Source organism: Caballeronia sp. LZ033 (assembly GCF_031451265.1).
Classification (GTDB): domain Bacteria; phylum Pseudomonadota; class Gammaproteobacteria; order Burkholderiales; family Burkholderiaceae; genus Caballeronia.
On the sequence record NZ_JARUXQ010000003.1, the window covers coordinates 830712 to 851207 of the forward strand.

At 65.3% G+C, this 20496-nt stretch carries 15 protein-coding genes; 9 read left to right on the forward strand and 6 right to left on the reverse strand.

Annotated elements, in window-relative coordinates:
- Nucleotides 1-299: 299 nt before the first annotated feature.
- Nucleotides 300-725, forward strand: a complete 426-nt coding sequence (locus QCE62_RS24995; RefSeq protein WP_309924272.1) for a hypothetical protein — start codon at nt 300-302, stop codon at nt 723-725.
- Nucleotides 726-777: 52 nt separating this feature from the next.
- Here the strand turns inward: QCE62_RS24995 and QCE62_RS35320 are convergent, their stop codons facing one another.
- Nucleotides 778-1122, reverse strand: a complete 345-nt coding sequence (locus QCE62_RS35320) for a hypothetical protein (RefSeq protein WP_409017909.1) — start codon at nt 1120-1122, stop codon at nt 778-780.
- Between the two features lie 77 nt (nt 1123-1199).
- Between QCE62_RS35320 and QCE62_RS25005 the strand changes: the two genes are divergently transcribed.
- On the forward strand, nt 1200-3869 hold the full coding sequence (locus QCE62_RS25005; RefSeq protein WP_309924274.1) for an excinuclease ABC subunit UvrA: 2670 nt from the start codon (nt 1200-1202) through the stop codon (nt 3867-3869).
- Here the strand turns inward: QCE62_RS25005 and QCE62_RS25010 are convergent.
- The gene (locus QCE62_RS25010) at nt 3860-4603 is read right to left on the reverse strand and encodes a YdcF family protein (protein WP_309924276.1); all 744 of its coding nucleotides are present in this window, start codon (nt 4601-4603) and stop codon (nt 3860-3862) included. The genes QCE62_RS25005 and QCE62_RS25010 overlap by 10 nt on opposite strands.
- A gap of 399 nt (nt 4604-5002) precedes the next feature.
- On the opposite strand from QCE62_RS25010, the gene QCE62_RS25015 reads away from it, so the two are divergent.
- From QCE62_RS25015 to QCE62_RS25035, 5 genes are all read left to right on the forward strand, one after another.
- Complete coding sequence (locus tag QCE62_RS25015; RefSeq protein ID WP_309817013.1) at nt 5003-5254, forward strand: acyl carrier protein; 252 nt, start codon at nt 5003-5005, stop codon at nt 5252-5254.
- A complete protein-coding gene (locus QCE62_RS25020) occupies nt 5251-6504 on the forward strand; it encodes an acyl-CoA dehydrogenase family protein (protein WP_309924278.1) in 1254 nt (417 codons plus the stop codon). Before QCE62_RS25015 ends, QCE62_RS25020 begins: the two co-directional genes overlap by 4 nt.
- 4 nt (nt 6505-6508) lie before the next feature.
- A complete protein-coding gene (locus QCE62_RS25025) occupies nt 6509-7576 on the forward strand; it encodes an amino acid--[acyl-carrier-protein] ligase (RefSeq protein ID WP_309924280.1) in 1068 nt (355 codons plus the stop codon).
- Nucleotides 7573-8577, forward strand: a complete 1005-nt coding sequence (locus QCE62_RS25030) for a DUF1839 family protein (RefSeq protein WP_309924281.1) — start codon at nt 7573-7575, stop codon at nt 8575-8577. Before QCE62_RS25025 ends, QCE62_RS25030 begins: the two co-directional genes overlap by 4 nt.
- 68 nt (nt 8578-8645) lie before the next feature.
- Nucleotides 8646-11111: a glycosyl hydrolase 2 galactose-binding domain-containing protein gene (locus QCE62_RS25035; RefSeq protein WP_309924283.1), complete on the forward strand. Its 2466-nt coding sequence runs from the start codon at nt 8646-8648 to the stop codon at nt 11109-11111.
- Here QCE62_RS25035 and QCE62_RS25040 read toward each other — a convergent pair.
- From QCE62_RS25040 to QCE62_RS25050, 3 genes are read right to left on the reverse strand one after another with little or no spacing between them, the layout of a single operon-like run.
- Nucleotides 11106-12047 carry a Gfo/Idh/MocA family oxidoreductase gene (locus QCE62_RS25040; RefSeq protein ID WP_309924284.1) on the reverse strand — a complete coding sequence of 314 codons (942 nt, stop codon included), beginning with the start codon at nt 12045-12047 and terminating at the stop codon, nt 11106-11108. The genes QCE62_RS25035 and QCE62_RS25040 overlap by 6 nt on opposite strands.
- Nucleotides 12048-12082: 35 nt before the next feature.
- Entirely contained in the window at nt 12083-13012 is a 930-nt protein-coding gene (locus tag QCE62_RS25045; RefSeq protein ID WP_309924286.1) for a dihydrodipicolinate synthase family protein, read from the reverse strand.
- A 37-nt stretch (nt 13013-13049) separates the two neighbouring features.
- Nucleotides 13050-14783 carry an IlvD/Edd family dehydratase gene (locus QCE62_RS25050; protein WP_309924288.1) on the reverse strand — a complete coding sequence of 578 codons (1734 nt, stop codon included), beginning with the start codon at nt 14781-14783 and terminating at the stop codon, nt 13050-13052.
- A gap of 121 nt (nt 14784-14904) precedes the next feature.
- Here QCE62_RS25050 and QCE62_RS25055 point away from each other — a divergent pair, with 121 nt between their 5' ends.
- Nucleotides 14905-15879: a LysR family transcriptional regulator gene (locus QCE62_RS25055; protein WP_309924290.1), complete on the forward strand. Its 975-nt coding sequence runs from the start codon at nt 14905-14907 to the stop codon at nt 15877-15879.
- Here QCE62_RS25055 and QCE62_RS25060 read toward each other — a convergent pair.
- Nucleotides 15843-19385: an indolepyruvate ferredoxin oxidoreductase family protein gene (locus tag QCE62_RS25060; RefSeq protein ID WP_309924292.1), complete on the reverse strand. Its 3543-nt coding sequence runs from the start codon at nt 19383-19385 to the stop codon at nt 15843-15845. The two genes, QCE62_RS25055 and QCE62_RS25060, sit on opposite strands and share 37 nt — an antisense overlap.
- 104 nt (nt 19386-19489) lie before the next feature.
- On the opposite strand from QCE62_RS25060, the gene QCE62_RS25065 reads away from it, so the two are divergent.
- A complete protein-coding gene (locus QCE62_RS25065; protein WP_309924295.1) occupies nt 19490-20395 on the forward strand; it encodes a LysR family transcriptional regulator in 906 nt (301 codons plus the stop codon).
- The last annotated feature ends 101 nt before the right edge of the window (nt 20396-20496 follow it).

Below are 20496 nucleotides of genomic sequence, written 5' to 3' on the forward strand. Positions count from 1 at the left end.
GCAACCGTGGGCTCCGGGTGTCGGCTGTATCTGCCCCGGCCCCCGGCCAGTGGGTTCATTTCGTCGTCAGGCTCGCGTATCCCGGTCCGCATCCGTTGGATTCGCCATCTCCTCGCGCACTCGCGAGCCTGAATAAGGGTTTTCCGGCGTGTCGCTGCCGCGCCCTCGTGCGCCGCTCCCTGTGCCTCTCGCGCTTTTCCCGATCCCTCGGGGCGACAACCGGTATGAACCCGTGTTCACAAAGGCTCGCTTCACGGCGATACTGAATTCGTGGCACCGAGGCAGCAAGGAGACAGGCAATGATGCGAGAAGTATCCGGAGCTTTTTTCGGCTCCCGCAAGCTCGACGAAGCACTCGAAGACCTCCGCGCGGAAGGCATCGCGGGAGACCGTGTCCGCGTGGCCAGCATGACCGGCTTTGCGGACTTTCACAGTTCGGTGGTGCAAAGCGCGGCGGCGCAAAACCAGTGGATCTCAGCCGAATACGCCGGTCACGGCGAACATCTCGGCGTCGTCGATACGCATGAGTACCCGTTCGGTCTCGACATCACCGGCGACGACATTCTTCCGTCGTTCGGCGCGGACGGCGGCGACGCCGACACGCTGTGCGGCCTGACGCGCGTGGTCGTCAGCATCCGCGATGAAGCGGAGATGCGCGCAGTCTGCGATATCTTCTCGCGCCTCGGGACCGACGACATCGACATCGAAGGCGTCGCGGCAGCCTGAAACATTTCGCGCGGACGCGTGCTCCTGCCGTGCTCCGCCGTGCTCGTCATCATCACTGCGCGCTGGACGGCGCGGGCTTCGCCTTCTTTTTGTGCTTCAAATGCAGGCCCTGGCGCGTACTGCCCGGCACGGAGGTATTGTCGCCTCCGGCCGTCGGTCCGGCAGTCGCCGCGCCGTGCGCATTGCCTCCGCCTGAACCGCCATTGCCGTTCCCGCCCGCCATTGCAGCGCCCGATACGCCCATCGCCAGGCTTGCCGTCAGTGTGAGCAGTATCTTCAATCCGCTTGTCTCTGATTTCATCGCATTGCCTCGCCTATCAGTCTCATCACGGTTCTGAACGAGCGCTGACGCCCACGCGATCCACGCGTGAAAGAAATTCTCGTCCGCATTCTGCATTCAACATGCATAACGCAAAATGCCGTCCGGCATATGGCATGCTGCATGCAATCTCGAAGCCATCACCACTTTTTGCCATGGATGTCCGCAAAGCCCATCACGCTGTCGCCGCACACGACGATGCCAATGAAAAGTCCAGAGCAGGTTTCGTGCGCGTTCGCGGCGCGCGTGAGCACAACCTGAAGAACGTCGATGTCGACGTCCCCCGCGACGCCCTCGTGGTCTTCACCGGCGTCTCGGGGTCCGGAAAATCCTCGCTGGCATTCGGTACGCTTTACGCGGAAGCGCAGCGCCGCTATTTCGAATCAGTCGCGCCGTACGCACGAAGGCTCATCGAACAGGTCGGCGTGCCGCAGGTCGATTCGATAGAAGGCCTGCCGCCCGCGGTCGCGCTACAGCAGCAGCGCGGCGCGCCGAATGCCCGTTCTTCCGTAGGCAGCGTGACGACCCTGTCCAGCCTCGCGCGCATGCTGTATTCCCGTACGGGCAGCTATCCGCCGAAGCAGCCCATGCTTTACGCGGAGGACTTCTCCCCGAACACCGTGCAGGGCGCGTGTCCCGTCTGCCATGGTCTCGGACGCGTGTACGAGGTCACGGAGAAGTCAATGGTGCCGGACGACTCCCTCACCATCCGCGAGCGCGCCATCGCCGCGTGGCCGCCCGCCTGGCACGGTCAGAACCTGCGCGACATCCTCGTGACCCTCGGCTATGACGTCGACACCCCCTGGCGCGATCTGCCGAAGAAGGACCGCGACTGGATCCTCTTCACCGAAGAGCAGCCGACCGCACCGGTCTACGCCGGACTCACACCGAAGGAAACCCGCGCGGCATTGAAGCGCGGCGCCGAGCCGAGCTATCAGGGCACCTTCACCGGTGCGCGGCGCTACATCCTGCATACCTTTGCGCACACGCAAAGCGCATTGATGAAGAAGCGCGTATCGCGCTTCATGGTGGGCAGCGACTGCCCTTCGTGCCACGGCAAACGGCTGAAGAAGGAAGCGCTCTCCGTCACCTTCGCGGGACTGGACATCGCCGGGTTCGCGCATCTGCCGATGAACCGCCTCGCCGACCTGCTCGCGCCCATCGCACGCGGCGACTGGTCCACGCAGACGCAGCCGCATGGCGAGACATTGGACAAGGCCGCTCGCCGCGCGGCCACTACGCAACGAGTCGCGGCCGGCGGCTCGGCTCACAAGGCGGCGCCCGATGTGCGCCGCACCGCGAATCTTTCGGACGAAAAACGCGCCGCAGCCGAACTCATCGCCGCCGATCTGCTGGAGCGCTTACGAACGCTCATCGATCTTGGCCTCGGCTATCTGTCGCTCGACCGCGCGACGCCCACGCTCTCGTCCGGCGAACTACAGCGCCTGCGGCTCGCCACGCAACTGGCGTCGCAACTGTTCGGCGTCGTGTATGTGCTCGACGAACCCTCGGCCGGACTTCATCCTGCGGACAACGAGGCGCTCTTCGTCGCGTTGCAGCGTCTCAAGGCCGCGGGCAATTCGCTGTTCGTCATCGAACACGATCTGAACACGATGCGCCGTGCCGACTGGCTCGTCGATGTCGGTCCGGCCGCGGGCGAAGGCGGTGGTCATGTGCTCTACAGCGGCCCGCCGGAAGGCCTTGCAGCCGTCGATGCCTCGCAGACCCGTGAACACCTGTTCGCGCAACATCGTGCGGTCGAGCGCGCGCCGCGCCGGCCGCGTGGCTGGCTCAGGCTTGCGCGCATCGAGCGCAATAACCTCGATGGCGTCGATGCCGCCTTTCCGCTCGGCGCCTTCACGACGGTCACCGGCATCTCGGGCTCGGGCAAGTCGAGCCTCGTCAGCCAGGCTTTGCCGGAGCTCGTCGCCGAACACCTCGGACGCGCCCTCGACGACGCCACCGAAGACGAATCCGACCCATTGCTCGCGACACCGGACGCGCCCGCAGGCGGAAGCATCGTCGAAGGCATGGAGACGATCAGGCGTCTCGTGCGTGTCGATCAGAAGCCCATCGGCCGCACGCCCCGCTCGAACCTCGCGACCTATACCGGCCTGTTCGATCACGTCCGCAAGCTCTTTGCGGACACGCCGAGCGCGCGCAAGCGCCGCTATGGCGCGGGCCGCTTCTCCTTCAACGTCGCACAGGGGCGCTGCCCCACGTGCGAAGGCGAAGGCTTCGTCAGCGTCGAACTTCTGTTCCTGCCGAGCGTGTACACGTCCTGCTCGACCTGCCACGGTTCGCGCTACAACGCGCAGACACTGGAGATCGAATGGCACGGCAAGAACATCGCGCAAGTGCTGGACATGAGCGTCGATGCCGCATGCGCTTTCTTCGCCGATGAACCCAACATCATGCGTGCGCTTGCCGTGCTGCGCGACATCGGGCTCGGCTATCTGCGCCTGGGTCAGCCGGCCACCGAGCTATCGGGAGGCGAGGCGCAACGCATCAAGCTCGCGACGGAACTGCAGCGCGCCCATCGCGGCGACACGCTCTACATCCTCGACGAACCCACCACCGGCCTGCATCCCGCCGACGTCGACCGCCTGATGCGCCAGTTGCAAGGCCTGGTCGATGCGGGCAACACAGTGGTCGTCGTCGAACACGACATGCGCGTGGCCGCGCATTCCGACTGGGTCATCGACATGGGCCCGGGTGCCGGCGAGGATGGCGGCAAGGTGGTGATTACGGGTGTTCCCGATGCAGTCGCGAAGGATGCCGAAAGCCGCACTGCGCGCTATCTGAAAGAAGCGCTTCAGCGCTGAGCACCGGGCTGCACGCCCGGATACAGCCCGATCCAGTGCCACACCCAGAACCGCATGATGCCGATCAATTCATGCAGCGCGAAGTTCGAATCGATCCATCCTTCAGGATGCGGCACCCACCATGATTTGGGATTCCGTATGAAGGCTACGCCGGGCTGCGGATCGATGCCGAACACCTGAAAAGCCAGCAGCGCGCGCTGCATGTGCAGCGAGGACGTGACGAGGATCGACGTGTCGTATCGCCGCGACCGTAGGATTTTCTCCGTATTGCGCGCGTTGGCGTAAGTGTCGAGACTCGTGTTTTCGAGGATCAGGTCGCGGCTTTCGACACCCCGTTCGAGCAGCAAAGGTCCGATGACATCCGCTTCGCTCAGCTCGTGACGCTGCGGATTGCCGCCGCTCACGATCACGAGGCAGTCCGGTTCGCGCATCCGGCACCGCTTGTACAGCGACGCGCCGAGATCCACGCGTGTGATGGTGTCGCCTTTCGGAATCAAATGCCGGTTGCGGTCGTACTCGGTCCCGCCGCCGAGCACGATGATGACCGTGTGCGGACCGAAGCGCGGCTCGGTCATGACGGCATGCCCGTCGTTTGCAAGCCTCATCAAGGGTCCGGCCAGCCAACTGCCGACCAGCCAGAAGAAGGCGCCCGCCATCAGCAGAACCGCCACGCGGCGCTTCCTCCACACGATGAACAGTGCGACGAAGCCCAGCAGAAAGGAGAACAGTACCAATTACCTCACCCCGTGAGTCAGTTTTCAAATGCCTTGCAGTCTCGCATAGTTTTTGCAAGGCACAGGCTCGTGGAAGCTGCAGGTCTTACCTGAAGCAGTGCAGCAGCCAGTCTGAAGGACTGACGCGAAATGCTGCGTGCCGGATATCGCACATAGCACGCCTTTGCTCTTGAAGGCCCACCGTGCGCCATCGCACGGACGTCCCGGCCTCGTAATTCGTTAAATACGATCAAACAACAAACAAGAAGGTGAGTGCGAGGGCTCTCGTGAAATCGTCTTCACGAAAGTGAACAACACCACCCCATTTCGCTCCGGAGCGAAGACGACATTCGACCACCACGCTACGTCGCCTTCCGGATTTAATGCACCGTTGGCCGGGTACAAGGGAAAACACAGACAATGAAAACTGAATTGCGCCGCATCCTCGCCGAGTCCGCTCGGCTCGACGTGCCTGTCGATACGCTCTCCGACAGCGACGATCTCTACGCCGCCGGTCTCTCATCGCTCGCCACGGTTCACGTGATGCTCGCGATCGAAGACGAGTTCGGCATCGAGATCCCCGATCACATGCTCACGCGCCGGCTCTTTTCGAGCGTCGATTCGCTCGCGGCCGCCGTCGAGGAGTTGCGCCGCTCGCAGGCGGCCGCATGAACGCGCCCGCTCAGGAGCTCGAGGCGGCGCAACTGGCACAGAGCATGAACGCACGCAGCGAAAGCGCGTTGATCGATGCTGCAAAGCGTGTCGCCGCCGTCGCGGCGCAGCACGCCGATGCAGTGGATCGTGAAGCGCGCTTTCCTGCGGAAGCGGTCGCTGCGATGCGCGAGGAGCGTCTCTTCTCCGCGATGGTGCCGGTGGAACACGGCGGCGACGGACTCTCGCTGACCGGCGTGGCCCGCCTGTGTGAAGCCCTCGCCCAGGGCTGCGCCTCGTCCGCGATGATCTACGCCATGCACCAGAGCCAGGTCGTGTGCATCGTCGATCATGGCGCCAACGTGCCCTGGCAGCGCGCGTTCCTCGCGCGCATGGTGAACGAGCAACTGCTGCTCGCGTCGGCCACGTCCGAAGAGAACATCGGCGGCAACATGCGGACGAGCGCATGCGCGGTCGATCTCGTCGACAACGCGTTCCAGATCGAGAAGATGGCGCCGACCATTTCGTACGGCACCTACGCGGACTGCATTCTCGTGACGGCGCGCCGTCATCCGGATGCACCGCCTTCCGATCAGGTCCTGATCGTCGCGCCGCGTGAAACGCTCACGCTCGAACAGCGCGGCACGTGGGACACGCTGGGCATGCGCGGCACGTGCAGCCAGGGCCATCGGCTCACGGCAAGCGGCATCGCCGAGCAGATCCTGCCCGCGCCGTTCTCGAAGATCGCCGACGAAAGCATGCTGCCCGTATCGCACACGTTGTGGTCGTCGGTGTGGTGCGGCATTGCCTGCGATGCAGCGAATCGCGCGCATCAGTTCTTCCGCAACCAGGCGCGCGGCAAGCCCGCCCTGCCTCCTTCGGCGGCGAGGCTCTCGCAGATCATCACGCTCATCAGGATGATGCAGGCGCGCCTGCGCGAATCGCTCGCCAACGTCGAGGCCGCGAGCGCCGAACGCGCCATCCGCCGGGCCACGCAAGGCAACGACGACGACGCGCCGCTTACGGCGTCGATCGGCATCAACGCAGACCTCAACATGCTCAAGCTGGCGATTTCGCAGTCGGCGCTGCACGTGGTGCAGGAGACGCTGATGATCTGCGGCATGGCCGGCTACAAGAACGACACGCCGTTCAGCGTGGGACGCCATCTGCGCGATCTGCATTCGGCGCCCCTCATGATCAGCAACGACCGCATTGAATTGAACACGGCGAACCTGCTGCTTGCGCAGCGCGCCGCAACGGGAACCCTTTGACGCTATGAACATGCCGACAGAACAGGCCGCCATGATGCAGGCCGAAGCACAAGCTCAAACACAAGAGACGCAGGCACCGTACGACAAATCGGACCTGACCTTGCGGGACCGCCTGATTGAAGCGGGCATCCTCATCGATACCGGCGAAGACGGCCTCTATGGCCGCAGCGAAGTGTTCGAGGACATCGTCGAGCGTCTGAACCAGGCGATCACGCTGCTCGGCGCCGACCAGCATGCCGAAGTGCTGCGCTTCCCGCCGGCCATGCGCCGCCGTGACTTCGAAGACAGCGAATACCTGAAGAGCTTCCCGAACCTCGCCGGCACGATCCATTCGTTCCAGGGCAACGATCGCGGGCATCATCGCCTGCTCGAAGCGCTCGACAAGATCGTGCACATCGGTGAAGAGGAAGAGCGCTCCGACGACTGGATGGATCAGCAGAAGCCCACGCGCCTCGTGCTCACGCCGGCCGCATGCTATCCGATCTATCCGCTGGTCGCGAAGCGCGGCAAGCTCGCTGCCGACGGCGCGATCTTCGACGCCTTCTCGTACTGCTTCCGTCACGAGCCGTCCATCGATCCGGGCCGCATGCAGATGTTCCGCATGCGCGAATACATCCGCGTGGGCAGCCCCGAACAGGTGATGGCGTTCCGTCAGAAGTGGATCGAGCGCGGCTCGCTGCTGATCGAACTGCTGGGCCTGCCGTATGAGATCGATCTCGCCAACGACCCGTTCTTCGGCCGCGGCGGCAAGATCGTCGCGGACAGCCAGCGCGAACAGCAACTCAAGTTCGAACTGCTGGTGCCGGTCGCGACGCCCGACCGTCCCACGGCGTGCCTGTCGTTCAACTATCACCAGGACCACTTCGGCGAGCTGTGGCACATCAGCCAGGCCGACGACCAGGTCGCGCACACGGCCTGCGTGGGCTTCGGCATGGAACGCACGACGCTGGCGCTGTTCCGCCACCACGGCCTCGACGTCAACGCATGGCCGGAGCAGGTGCGCCAGCTGCTGTGGGGCGACAAGGCCGCGCTCATCGCCCAGGGTCTCGACAAACTGGGTAACCGGGCATGAACGCACGCTCGCCGGCTGATGCCGTGACGGACACGTCCGCGCCCGCGCATGGCGAATATCGCCAGCACGCGCTGCATCGCGACGAGCGCGTGTGGCTGGAGACGAACTGCTACGTCGACTTGTGGATCGAGCTGCTGCATCACTACGGCTGCGATCCGCACGCGGCGCTCAGTTTCACCGTGACGCAGGACTTCGAGGGCGATCAGTTCACGTTCCCGAAGTTCTCGCTCGACGATATCGCGCGGCTCTATGGTCTCCAGGCCCAGGAGCTCGCGATCTACGACACGGTCGAGGCGCACGTGGTGGAGCAGACGAAGCGCGGCCAGATCGTGGTCGCGGAGATGGACTCGTACTGGCTGCCGGATACGCGCGCCACCGCGTACCGGCAGACGCATACGAAGACGACCATCGCCATCGACGCCATCGACGCGCAAGCGAAGCACATCACGTATTTCCACAACGCGGGGTATTTCTCGCTGTCCGGCGAGGACTACGACGGCGTCTTCCGTCTGACGCCCGGTCTCGCGAGCGACGTGCAGGCGCTGTTTCCTTACGTCGAATTCGTGAAGCGCGCGCGCGATCCGCTGCAAGGCGAAGCGCTCGTGCAGCGTTCGGTGGAACTGCTCAAGCTGCGTTTGCAGGACCGGCCGGCGTCGAACCCGGTGGCGCAATGGCGTGCGGCGTTCCCCGAGCACATGCGTGCGATGCTCGAACGCGACCCGGCGTATTACCACCTCTACACGTTCAACATGATGCGTCAGATCGGTTCGAACTTCGAGTTGCTGTCGAAGTATCTCGGCTGGCTGAACGCACATGGCGTGGACGTGCCGGGCGAGATCCAGGCAAGCGCTCAGGCGATTGCAAGCGAAGCGATGGTCATGCAGTTCCGTCTCGCACGCGCCCGCATGCGCTCGCGCACCGACCTGTGCGAAGACTGCCTCGGATCGATGCAGACTTCGTACGACAAGGTCATCGAGCCGCTCGCCGCGCGCTTTCTCTGAAGACCGAAGCCGCGTCGCGATGACGCGGCTTCTTCAATGTTCTCTCATTCCATTCACGAGGAAGAGTCATGCACGTCTCGCTCGCGCGCGCGCCGCGACGCCTCGCCGACGGCTGGCAATGCGTGAGCACGCCCGCGGGTGCCTGCGCGACACCGGCTTCGCTCGACACGCAGACACACTGGATCGACGCGCCCGTGCCGGGCACGGTGGCTTCGGCATTGCGCGCAACCGGCGTGAAAGACGAGGCGCTGGCTCAGCCGTTCGCGCATGCGGATCATTGGTATCGGCTGAAGCTGAGCGGGCACGGCAAGCGCCGGCTGCGCTTCAATGGCCTTGCAACCATCACCGAAGTCTGGCTCGACGACGTCAAATTGCTCGACTCGGATTCGATGTTCATCGCGCATGATCTCGATGTCGAACTGAAGGGCGAGCACGTGCTGCACCTGTGCTTTCGTTCGATCGCGCCCGCGCTCGCCGCGAAACGGGGCCGTGCGCGCTGGCGTCCGAAGCTCGCGCAACCGGCCACCTTGCGCAACGTGCGCACGACGCTGCTCGGTCACATGGCGGGCTGGTGTCCGACAATCCAGCCGGCCGGACCGTGGCGCGCGGTGGAACTGATCGGCGAAGCGCAGGGCTGTATCGAGTCGATCGACATGCGTTCCCGCGTGGAAGGCAATGACGGCGTGCTCGATGTCACCGTGCGCTTCTTTCATGCGCAGGAGGCCGCGCCGGTGCGGCTCGAATGCGGCGAAGCGCATGCGGTCATGCAATGGCAGGACGCGCATACGCTGACCGGCCGCGTGCAGGTTCCGGACGTGCGCCTGTGGTATCCGCATACGCACGGCGAACCCTTCCGCTATGCCGTCAAGCTTGGCGATATCGCGCTGGGCCAGATCGGCTTTCGCACCGTGCATGTGGATCGCGGCGCGGATGGCCAGGGCTTTCAGCCGGTCGTGAATGGCGTGCCCGTGTTCGCGCGCGGCGCGTGCTGGACCTCGGCGGATATCGTCGCGCTCGACGCGCCGCATGAGAAGCTCGAAGCCCTCTTCACGCTGGTCCGCGACGCGGGCCTCAACATGATTCGCGTCAGCGGCATCACGCTGTACGAGTCGGATACGTTCTATGAACTCGCGGACCGTTACGGCGTGCTCGTCTGGCAGGACTTCGCGTTCGCCAATTTCGATTACCCCGATGACGAAGCCTTCCATCTGAGCGTGCAGCGTGAAGCCCGCCAGTTCCTCGCGCGCACGCGGCGTTTTGCTTCGCTGGCGGTGCTGTGCGGCGGAAGCGAGGTGCATCAGCAGGCCGCGATGCTCGGCCTGCCCTGCGACGCCTATCAGCAACGCCTGTTCACCGAGTGGCTGCCCGAGGCGATCGCTGCGGAGCGGCCCGATGTCGCCTATGTCGTGAACTCGCCGAGCGCCGCGCCCGGCGATACCGAGTCGATGCCCTTCGGCACGCGCGGCGGCATCACGCATTACTACGGCGTGCCCGCGTATCAACGCTCGTTCGATGACGTCCGCCGCGCACAGGTCCGCTTCGCGTCAGAGTGTCTGGCGTTCGCCAACGTGCCCGACGATGTCGCCTTGCGCGCGCTGCCGAATCCGCGCGCGCACGAGCCGCGCTGGAAAGCCGGCGTGCCGCGCGATCCGGGTTCCGCCTGGGACTTCGACGACGTGCGCGAGTACTACATGCAGTCGCTCTATCGACAGGACGTGCCGCGCTTGCGCTATGAGAATCCCGAGCGCTATCTGGAGCTGTCGCGCGCAGTGGTCGCCGATGTCATTGGCGCTGTGTTTTCCGAATGGCGCAGGCAGGGCTCGACCTGTGCGGGCGGCATCGTCTGGAATCTGCTCGATGTGAGACCCGGCGCGGGCTGGGGCGTCATCGACGTGCTGGGCGCGCCCAAGAGTGCACTGCATGGCCTCGCGCGCGTGCTTCAGCCCGTGCAGGCGCTGTTGCTCGACGAAGGGCTCGAAGGCCTCGACGTGCATCTCGTCAACGAGACGGCGCACGAGATTCGCGGGCGTGTGGAACTGGCGTGCCTGCGTGAAGGGTCGGTGAAGGTCGCGGGCGGCGCGTGCGATATCGTGCTGCCCGCGCGCAGCGTGCAGCGCATTTCATCGAACCGGCTGATCGGCGCCTTCTTCGACAGCGCGTATGCGTACCGCTTCGGCCCGCGCGCGCATGATGTCACGCACGTGGTCCTGCGCGATGCCGGCACCGGCGAGACCTTGTCCGAAGCCTTCCATTTCCCGGATCCGTCGATCGGCGAGCGGCGCGACATCGGCCTCAAGGCGAGCGTGGAGAAAGACGGGGCTGGCTGGAGTCTCGTGATCGAGACCGCGCAGCTGGCGCGCTGGGTGCACATCGATGACCCGGACTATCGCGCACGCATCGACTGGTTTCATCTCGCCCCCGGCCAGCCGCGACGCATTCCGCTCGTGGCACGGCACGCAAATGTGCGCGCCGCGCCGGAGGGCGATGTGTGCGCGGTCAATGCTTCGCGCAGTGCGCCTTATCGGGCGTCATGAACGCCCGAAGGCCTCGGTGCCGACGATGCGTCCGTTCAGGAACGCATCGGCAACGAGGCGCAACGGACGCACATCGACGTCGCTCGTGTTCGTCGCGATGAGTTCGTGAAAGCGCTCGTACAGCGCGGGATATTCGCGCTCCGGGCCTGCGTCGGTGTCCTTGCCCGCAATGGCAAGACGCTTGCCGCCCTCACGCAGCGACAGACGGCCGCCTTCCGTTTCGATATCGATGTCCCATTCCTCGACCGGGCCATGCCGCCAGTCGAACACTGCGCGCACGGGCGCGCCGTTGCTTGCAACGCAATCGAGTTCGGCGGCGATGGGCGTCGCGGTATCGGCGGGCGTGGTCAGCGTCGCGCCGCGCAATGCGACCTCATGCGGCAGGATGCGGGTCACGATGGAGAGCGCGTTGATGCCGGGATCGAATACGCCGAGACCGCCTGGCTCCCAGATCCACTCCTGTCCCGGATGCCAGCGCCGCACGTCCTCTTTCCAGCGCACTTCCACTGACCGCAGCGCGCCCGCTTCCCGCGATGCCAGCCATGCACGCGCCGCTTCGACAGCCGGCGCTGCGCGTGAATGCCACGTCGCAAACAAGGTGCGGCCACGCGCCCGGGCGATCTCATGCAGGGCCTCGACCTCGCTCACGCTCGCGCCCGGCGGCTTCTCCAGCATCACATGCTTGCCGGCTTCGAGCGCGGCCCGCGCCTGTTCATAGCGCACTTGCGGCGGCGCGCACAGCGACACCGCGTCGATCCCTGGCTCGGCAGCCAGCAGCTCGCCGACATCCCGATAGTTGCGCACGCCATCCACGCTCGCATGACGGCTCGCGCAGGCGACGAGCTCGAACCCGGGCTGGGCGGCGATGGCCGGCAGATGCTGATCGCGCGCGATCTTGCCGATGCCCACTACGCCAAGCCGAACGACTCCTTCCATGTCCTCTCTCCTTTGCATGAAGGCGTCACGATACCCTAGCGGGCCCAGCGCAACACCAGCGGATCGAGACGGCGCGCGATGGCGATGAGTTCGTCGCGCGTTTCGCGTCCTATCGCAGGCAGCGGATGACGCGGCGCATCGCAGGCAATGACGCCGCCTTCCTTCATCAGCGCCTTGGTCGCCAGCAAGCCGGCCTGACGGTTTTCGTGATTGATGAGCGGCAGCCAGCGCTGATAGAGATCGAAGGCATCGTCGGTACGTCCTTCGCGATGCGCCTCGATGATCGGCCGGATGCCGTCCGCGAAGCCGCCGCCCGTCATCGATCCGGTCGCGCCCGCGTTAAGGTCCGCGAGCAGCGTGATGGCTTCCTCACCGTCCCACGGACCTTCGATGGCTTCGCCGCCGAGGCCGATCAGCTCGCGCAGCTTGTTCGCCGCGCCCGGCGTTTCGATCTTGAAGTACGACACCTGCTCGATCTCGCGCGCCATGCGTGCCAGGAAGGCCGCTGAAAGCGGCGTGCCTGCGGCGGGCGCGTCCTGGATCATGATGGGGATCGTCAACGCGTCCGAGAGGCGCGCGTAGAACGTGTAGATGGCGCTCTCGGGCACCCGGAAGGTCGCGCCATGATACGGCGGCATGGCCATGATCATCGCGGCGCCCAGCTCTTGTGCGCGACGGCTGCGCTCCACGCACACGCGCGTGCCGTAGTGCGAGGTGGTGACGATCACCGGCACGCGGCCCGCCACATGTTCGAGGATCGTGCCCGTGAGGACGTCGCGCTCGTCGTCGGCCAGAGAGAACTGCTCGGAGAAGTTGGCGAGGATCGCCAGGCCGTCCGAGCCCGCGTCGATCATGAAATCCACCGCGCGCTTCTGGCTCTCCAGATCCAGTTCGCCGCTGTCGGTGAAGGTCGTCGGCACGACCGGAAAGATGCCGCGATAGCGTGGACTGACGTGACGGCTCATGCTGGCGTCCTCATGGTCTCGGGTTCTTCAAGCGCACTCAGTGCGAATGTCTCGGCACCGCCGCACCGCGCATGCCGACGAGAAAGTCGAGGTCGCAGCCCTCGTCCGCCTGCAACACGTGGTCCACATACAGCCGCTGATAACCGCCGTCGCCATGCGAACGCGGCGGCTTGCGGTCGCTCATGCGGCGCGCCAGCTCCTCTTCGCCGATGTCCAGATGCAGCGTGCCGGCGTCGCAATCGAGTTCGATCCAGTCGCCGTCGCGCACGACCGCCAGCGGCCCGCCCGCCGCCGCTTCGGGCGCCACGTGCAGCACCACCGTGCCGTACGCCGTGCCGCTCATGCGGGCGTCGGAGATGCGCACCATGTCCTTGATGCCCTGGCGCAGCAGCTTCGGCGGCAAGCCCATGTTGCCCACTTCGGCCATGCCCGGATATCCCTTCGGCCCGCAGTTCTTCAGCACGAGCACGGAGTCCTTGTCGACATCGAGCGATTCATCGACGATGCGTTCCTTGTAGTGCTCCAGATCCTCGAACACCACGGCGCGGCCGCGATGCTTCAGCAGTTCCGGCGTGGCGGCGGAAGGCTTCAGCACCGCGCCGCGCGGCGCGAGATTGCCGCGCAGCACGCGGATGCCGCCGTCCGCGATCAACGGATGATCCAGCGTGCGGATGACTTCGTCATTGGTGATCGGCGCGGTCTTGACGTTGTCCCACAGGGACTTGCCGTTGACGGTCAGCGCGTCCGGATGCGGAATGAGCCCGGCTTCGCCCAGCCGCCGCAGCACGGCGGGCAGCCCGCCCGCGTAATAGAACTCTTCCATCAGGAAGCGGCCCGACGGCATCAGGTCGACGATGGTCGGCGTGTCGCGGCCAATGCGCGTCCAGTCTTCGAGTTCCAGCGGCACGCCGATGCGCCCCGCAATCGCCTTCAGGTGAATCACCGCATTGGTCGACCCGCCGATTGCCGCGTTGGTGCGGATCGCGTTCTCAAAGGCCTCGCGCGTCAGGATCTTCGAGAGCGTGAGACCTTCCAGCGCCATCTCCACGATGCGGATGCCCGACATGTGGGCGAGCACGTAGCGGCGCGCATCGACGGCGGGAATCGCGGCGTTGTGCGGGAGCGAGGTGCCGAGCGCTTCGGCCATGCACGCCATGGTCGAGGCGGTGCCCATGGTGTTGCAGGTGCCCGCCGAACGCGACATGCCCGCTTCCGCCGAGAGGAACTGATGCAGGTCGATCTCGCCCGCCTTCAGCGACTCGTGCAGTTGCCACACCGCCGTCCCGGAGCCGATGTTCTTGCCATCGAGCTTGCCGTTGAGCATCGGGCCGCCGGTCACGACGATGGCCGGAACGTCGCAGCTGGCCGCGCCCATCAGCAGCGCGGGCGTGGTCTTGTCGCAGCCCGTGAGCAGCACGACGGCGTCGATGGGATTGCCGCGAATCGCTTCTTCCACGTCCATCGCGGCGAGGTTGCGCGTGAGCATCGCGGTCGGGCGCAGGTTCGATTCGCCGTTTGAGAACACCGGGAACTCCACCGGAAAGCCGCCCGCCTCGTAGACGCCGCGCTTCACGTGTTCCGCGACCTTGCGGAAGTGCGCATTGCAGGGTGTGAGTTCGGACCAGGTATTGCAGATGCCGATGATCGGCCTGCCGTCGAACTCATGGTCCGGAATGCCTTGGTTCTTCATCCAGCTTCGGTACATGAAGCCGTTCTTGTCATTGGTGCCGAACCATTGCGCGGAGCGCAGCTTGGGCTTGGGGGCGGACATGTGTCTCTTCCGTGTCAGTTCGTTATGCGCCCGAGTGTATGCCTGCGGGTGATAATCTACTAATGAAAAGATGGACTTCATCGATAACCATTCCGGCATCAGTAATAACCCGGGTTCATTCATGAATACGAGTGTCTCGAACGTCCGCAACCATCTGAAGACGCGTCAGCTGCTGCTGATCGCGGCGCTGGCGGAGGAAGGCAATGTTCATCGCGCGGCGGCGGCGCTCAACATGACGCAGCCGGCTGCATCCAAGACCCTGCGCGAACTGGAAGAAGCGCTCGGCGTCACGCTGTTCGACCGCGAACCGCGCGGCGTACGGCCCACGCTGTATGGCGAAGCGGTCATCCGCCACGCGCGCGCCGTGCTCGGCAGCCTCGATCAGGCGCAGGAAGAACTGCTTGCGTTGAAGTCGGGAAGGCTCGGTCACGTGAGCATCGGCGCGATCACGTCGCCCGGCGTGCGGCTGCTGCCCGCCGCCGTCGCGGCCGTCAAGCGCCTGCATGCGGACATTCGCGTGTCCGTCGAGATCGACGGCAGCAATGCGCTGCTCGAACGTCTCGCGCAGGACAAGCTCGACATCGTGATCGGGCGCCTCTCGGCGGAACAGGACAACGTGCAGTTGCGCTATGCGCCGCTCGCGGGCGAACCGGCGCGCGCCGTGGTGCGCGCGGAGCATCCGCTGCTGAAGAGAAAGAACCTGGCGCTCGCCGACGTGCAGCAGGCCGCGTGGCTCGTGCCGCCGGCGGGCAGCGTGCTGCGGCATCGCTTCGACCTGATGTTCCAGCGCGCCAGTCTCGCGCCGCCGTCGAACGTGGTCGAAACGGCGGCGATCCTGTTCGTCACCCAACTGCTCGAACAGAGCGACATGATCGCCGTGCTGGCGGAAGACGTGGCGCGCTATTACGCGCGTCATCGGATCGTCGAGATCCTGCCCTTGCAGATGGATTGCCGCATGGACGACTACGGCATCGTCACGCGCGCCGACCGCCTGCTCACGCCCGCCACCGAAACCATGGTGCGTGCGCTGAAGGCCGCCGCGCTCGACGTGTATGGCGCTCAGGCCGTCGCCCTGGATTCCACCGGCGCGCGATAGCTTGCAAGCAGCCGCTCGCGCTTGACCTGCACCGCCGCCATGTTGCGTTCCTTCACATGGCCGAAGCCGCGAATCTCATCTGGCAGCTTCGCGAGTTGCAGGGCCGTATCGAGGCGCGCGTCGTCGAGCGTGGCGCAGAATTCATCGGCCAGCGCCATGTAGTCCGCGATCAGACGGCGTTCAGTGCGGCGCTCCGCGGTCTTGCCGAAGACATCGAAGGGCGTGCCGCGCACGCCCTTGAGCCGCGCGAGCGCCCGGAACGCATGCAGCGTCCAGCCGCCGAAGCGCTGCTTGACGAGATGCCCGTGCTCGTCGCGTTTTGCGAACAGCGGTGGCGCGAGATGAAACGACAACGCGTAGTCGCGGCCCGGCTCGCCTTCGAACTGGTCGCGCAGCTTGTCGAGCCACGCCGGATCGGCATACAGGCGCGCCACTTCGTATTCGTCCTTGTACGCCATCAGCTTCGCGAGGTTCACCGCGACCGCGCGCGTCAGCGGCAGCTTCGCATGGCCGCCCAGGCCTTGCTCCCTGGCGCGGATACGCTCGACCACGTCGCGATAAGCGCGCGCATACGCCGCGTTCTGATACGCCGTCAGCAGGGCTTCGCGCGTGGCGATCACCTGTTCGAGCGACTCGGGCATCTTCAGCACGATGGTCTGCCGGCCTGCATCGAGCAAGCTGCCCACGCCGTGCTGCGCCACATGACGTCCCCATCCGAACGCCAGCCAGTTCTTCTCCACCGCCACGCCGTTCAGTTCGATCGCGCGCTTCAGGCTCGCCAGTTCCAGCGGCAGCCAGCCCTTCTGCCACGCGAAGCCCAGCAGCAGCGGATTCGCATAGAGCGTATCGCCGAGCAGCTTCAGGGCGAGCGCATTGGCGTCGATGAACGCGCAGCCCTCGCCCATGCTCTCCGACAACGCCTGTTCCGTCTGCGTGGCCGGGAAGCGCCAGTTGGCGTCGGTGATGAAGTCCGCCGTCGGCGTGGCGCCGCTGTTGATCGCCGCCTGCGTGATGCCGTGCCGCGTGCGCGACAGCACGTCCTTCGACGCCGACACCACCGCATCGCACCCGATCACGAGCCGCGCCTCGCCGGTCGCGATGCGCGTCGCGTGCAGCGCCTGCGGCGTGGGCGCGATCTGCACGTGGCTCAGCACCGCGCCGCCTTTCTGCGCGAGTCCGGCCATGTCGAGCACGGTCACGCCCTTGCGTTCGAGATGCGCGGCCATGCCGATCAAGCCGCCGATCGTCACCACGCCCGTCCCGCCGACGCCCGTCACGAGCACGCCATACGGCTTCGCCAGCTCGGGCAGTGTGGGCAGCGGCAGCGCGTCGAAGTCGGGCGTGGCGCCTTTTGCTGCGCGCGGCTTCCTGACCTGTGCGCCCTCGGCGGTGACGAAGCTCGGGCAGAAGCCCTTCACGCAGGAGAAGTCCTTGTTGCACGCCGACTGGTTGATCTTGCGCTTGGTGCCGAGCGCCGTGTCCAGCGGCTCGACCGAGAGACAGTTCGATTGCACCGAGCAGTCGCCGCAGCCTTCGCACACGGCGTCATTGATGAACGCGCGGCGGGCCGGATCGGGATAAGTGCCGCGCTTGCGGCGCCGGCGCTTTTCGGTGGCGCAGGTCTGATCGTAGATGAGGATCGTGGTGCCCGGCGTGTCGCGCAGTTCGCGCTGGATGCGGTCCAGTTCGTCGCGATGATGCACGCTCACGCCTTGCGGCAGCACGACCGTCGCATCGTACTTCTGCGGCTCGTCCGTCACGATGACGATCCGCTTCGCCCCTTCCGCGAACACCTGATGCGCGATCTGCGGCACCGTCAGCACGCCGTCGACGGGCTGGCCGCCGGTCATCGCCACCGCATCGTTGTAGAGAATCTTGTAGGTGATGCTCGCGTTCGCGGCAATCGCCGCGCGCACCGCCAGCAGGCCCGAATGAAAATACGTGCCGTCGCCGAGATTGACGAACACGTGCTTGTCGCCCGAGAAATGCATCTGGCCGATCCACGCCACGCCCTCGCCGCCCATCTGGCTGAAGGTTTCCGTGTTGCGGTCCATCCACATCGACATGTAATGGCAGCCAATGCCCGCCAGCGCGCGCGAACCCTCGGGCACGCGCGTCGACGTGTTGTGCGGGCAACCCGAACAGAACCACGGCTTGCGTTCAGCCTCCACGCGCGGCTTGCTTGCTTCGCGCTCCTTCGCCTCGATGGTCGCGACCCGCGCCAGCATGCGCGCGCGCACGTCGGCGGGAAGGTCGAGATGCGCAAGACGCCGCGCGACCGCCTTCGCAATCAACGCCGGCGAGAGTTCATGATGCGCCGGCAATAGCCAGTCGCCGCGCGGCACGGACCACTCGCCGCCTTCGTTGTTGCGTTCGTCGAACTTGCCGTAGATGCGCGGTCGCACATCCTCGCGCCAGTTGTAAAGCTCTTCCTTCAGCGCATATTCGAGGATCTGCCGCTTCTCTTCCACGACGAGAATCTCTTCCAGACCCGTGGCGAACGCGCGCGCGTCCTGTGCATCGAGCGGCCAGACGCAGCCCACTTTCAGCACCCGCAGGCCGATCTGCGCGCAGGTGTCATCGTCGAGACCAAGGTCGATCAGCGCCTGGCGCACATCGAGATAAGCCTTGCCCGCCGTGATGATGCCGAAGCGCGGCGTGGGCGAATCGATCACGACGCGGTTCAGCTTGTTCGCGCGCACGTAGGCGAGCGCCGCGTACCACTTTTCGTCGAGCAAGCGGGCTTCCTGCGCGAGCGGCGCATCGGGCCAGCGGATGTTGAGGCCGCCTTCCGGCATCGCGTAATCGGTGGGCGTGACGATGTGCACGCGGTCCGGATCGAGATCGATCGACGCAGTCGACTCCACCACGTCGGTCACGCATTTCATCGCCACCCACAGGCCCGAATAGCGGCTCATGGCCCAGCCGTGCAGGCCGTAGTCGAGATATTCCTGCACGTTCGACGGATACAGCACCGGCATGCCCGCCGCAATGAACGCGTGATCCGACTGATGCGCGACCGACGACGACTTCGCCGCATGATCGTCGCCCGCCAGCACCAGCACGCCGCCATGCGGGTCCGTGCCTGCCGAATTTGCGTGCTTGAAGACGTCGCCGGTGCGGTCCACGCCCGGTCCCTTGCCGTACCACATGCCGAACACGCCTTCGCGCGTGGCGCCGGGCCACAGGTTGATCTGCTGCGTGCCCCAGATTGCCGTGGCCGCGAGATCCTCATTCACGCCCGGCTGGAACACGATGTCGTGCTCCTTCAGGTGCGCCTTCGCCTTCCATAGCGACTGATCGAGCGCACCCAGCGGCGAACCGCGATAACCCGAGATGAAACCCGCCGTATTCAGCCCCGCCAGCCGGTCGCGCGCTTTCTGAAGCATCGGCAGACGGACCAGCGCCTGCGTGCCGCTCAGGTAGACGCGGCCTCGCTCCAGGGTGTATTTGTCGTCGAGTGAAACGTCGGCGGAAGCCAGCGCAGCGCGATCGGGTGCATTCATGGGGCTCGTCTCCAGATTCGGGATTTTTTAGTTTTCCCCGAGTATAGGAAGGCGGTCCGCCATCGTAAAATCATGAATAAACAACTCTGGTATCTGAAAATCAGATGACGTTCGATCTCACCCTGCGGCAATTGCGCTATTTCGTGGCCGCTGCGCAAACCGGGCAATTCTCGATGGCGGCCGCCAACCAGCACGTGTCGCAATCGGCGATCACCCACGCGGTGCAAGCGCTCGAAGACGCGCTCGGCACGAAGCTGTTCGAACGCCTGCCGCAGGGCGTCGCGCTGACGCCCGACGGTCAGGACTTCCACAATCACGCGCGCCGCGTGCTCGACGCCGCCCGCGACGCCATGCACAAGCCGCCGTTCCGTTCGCACGACATGCGCGGCGTCGCGCGCATCGCGGCCTCCTACACGCTGCTCGGCTATTTCCTGCCCGAGTTGCTGGCGCGTTTTCGCGCGACCTATCCGTTCATCGAATTCGATCTCCGCGACATGGAACGGGCCGACATCGAAACCGCGGTGGCGAACGGAGAGATCGACATCGGCGTGGTGCTGCTCTCCAACCTGGAACGCGCCAGCCGCTTTCATACGCAAGTGCTGATGCGCTCGCGCCGGCAGTTGTGGGTCGCGCCTTCGCATCCGCTGGCGCAGCGGGAGGCGGTGTCGCTCAAGGACATCGCCGCGCATCCGTACATCATGATTACCGTCGACGAAGGCGAGCACTCCACGATGCGCTACTGGCGCAAGAAGCGCATCGAGCCGGCGGTGACCTTTCGCACGAGTTCGATGGAAGCGCTGCGCGGGCTCGTGGCGCACGGCTTCGGCGTCACGGTGCTGTCCGACATGGTGTTCCGGCCGTGGTCGCTGGAAGGCAAGCGCATCGAGGCGCGGCCCGTGCACGACGTGATTCCCCACATGGAAGCCGGCATGATCTGGCGCAAGGGCGCCGCACTGAACGGCCCCGCCACCGCATTGCAGCAGTTCCTGATCCACGCGTGCGGCGGCTGAAGTCGCCCGGACTCACGCGCATTCCGCTATTTTTTCGCAAGCGACGCCATTAAAAAGCCGCAGTAGAATCTGAGCAGTGCCGGAAATCTCGCATCGCCCGT